Raw genomic sequence first — 1,565 nt, 5'->3', positions numbered from 1 at the left:
GAGGCTGTGTGAGAACTCCGCGCGGCTGTTGGCTCAGGTAATTTGCGATGGAGCACCTAGGCTCCCTTCATCCTGTTATCGCCCTGAGTGTTGAAGCAACGCCGGCAACGGCGATGGCGCGCTTGATGTTATAGGCCAGGATGGTCAGGCTGGTTTCGGTGGCTACGTTCTTGAGGCCGCGCGTTCGGAAGTGGGTGGCGCCCATCCAGCCCTTGATGGTGCCAAAGACGTGTTCGACCGTGCAGCGGCGGATGGCCATCGCTTCAGGCATCACTTCGAACCTGCGCTCCATCTCATCGAGCACAGCCTCATGCTCCCATCGCCGGATGCGCTTCTCCTTACCAGCCGTGCATAGAGGACGCGATGCGCAATCACCGCAGGCTTTCTGGTTGTAGTAGACGCTGATGAGCTTGCCAGCCTCAACAGTGGAATGGTGCTTCTGGAGATGTTGGCCGGCCGGGCAGCGATAGGTGTCAGTCTCGGGCTCATAAATGAACATCGCCTTGCCCCAAAAGCCTCGCGCCTGAGCGGGTGACGTATCGGGCTTGGGGACCATCGGAATGATGCCGGCCTCGGCACAGGAGCGGATCTGCTCGCCCTCATAATATCCACGATCAGCCAGGGCGATCATCCCTGAGCCACCGATCTCGGCCTGAGCTGCCTTGGCCATCTCCAGCAAGTGTGAGCGATCATGACCGCGGTTCGTCACCTCATTGGCAACGACGATATGATGCTTGGTATCGACCGCAGCCTGGACGTTGTAGCCGACCACACCGCGATGGTCGCTCCCGGTTGCCATGGCACGAGCATCGGGATCGGTGAGCGAGATCTGCCCGTCGGGCGCAGCTTCCAACTGCCGGCCAATCTCCTCAAGTTCCCCGAGGCGCCCACGCAGCGCCGTCAATCGCTCGGTCAGACGGTCGATGCGCGGAGTCGCCGGGCCTGTCTCGGCACTATCGGCTTCTTTGAGTTCGGCCAGATAACGCGTGATGCTCTCTTCGACATGGGCCTTCCGGCGCGCCAGCTTGCCCTTGGTGTAGTTCTTCTCGTGCGTGTTTACGGCGCGCAGCCTGGACCCATCAATCGCGACCATGCTGCCGCCAACAAGTCCAAGCGCGCGACAGATGGCAACGAAGCGCTGACACGCGATCTGGATCGCCCCAGGGTTGTCATGGCGGAAGTCGGCGATGGTCTTGAAGTCGGGGACCAGCTTGCCGGTCAACCACATCACCTCGATGTTGCGGCCCGCTTCGCGCTCCAACTTCCGGCTCGAGGTCAGTTGATGCAGATAGCCGTAGACGTAGAGCTTGAGCATGGTGCCCGGCGCATATCCGGGTCTGCCGGTTGCGGCAGGCTGCACACGGGCAAAGCCGAGATCGGTTAAATCCAGCTCATCGACAAAAGCATCGATCACGCGAACCGCGTTGTCGGGGGAAACATAGTCTTCAAGACGCGCTGGCAAAAAACTCGCCTGGTCACGGTCTGCACCTTCAACGAAACGTCCCATATGGCACCTCCGAAGCAGTGCCAAATCATAACATATTCAGGGGTTTTCACACAGCCTC

At 60.2% G+C, this 1,565-nt stretch carries 1 protein-coding gene; it reads right to left on the bottom strand.

Annotated features, from left to right (window positions below):
* Positions 1-67 precede the first annotated feature (67 nt).
* Positions 68-1,507, bottom strand: coding sequence for an IS1182 family transposase (locus tag DDE76_RS19295; RefSeq protein ID WP_104892172.1), 1,440 nt, complete (start codon positions 1,505-1,507; stop codon positions 68-70).
* Between the last annotated feature and the right edge of the window lie 58 nt (positions 1,508-1,565).

The sequence above is a fragment of the Devosia indica genome (assembly GCF_003056405.1).
GTDB classification, from domain to species: domain Bacteria; phylum Pseudomonadota; class Alphaproteobacteria; order Rhizobiales; family Devosiaceae; genus Devosia; species Devosia indica.
The sequence above is the reverse complement of the archived record's forward strand: the minus strand, read 5'-3'. Positions and strand labels throughout refer to the sequence as shown.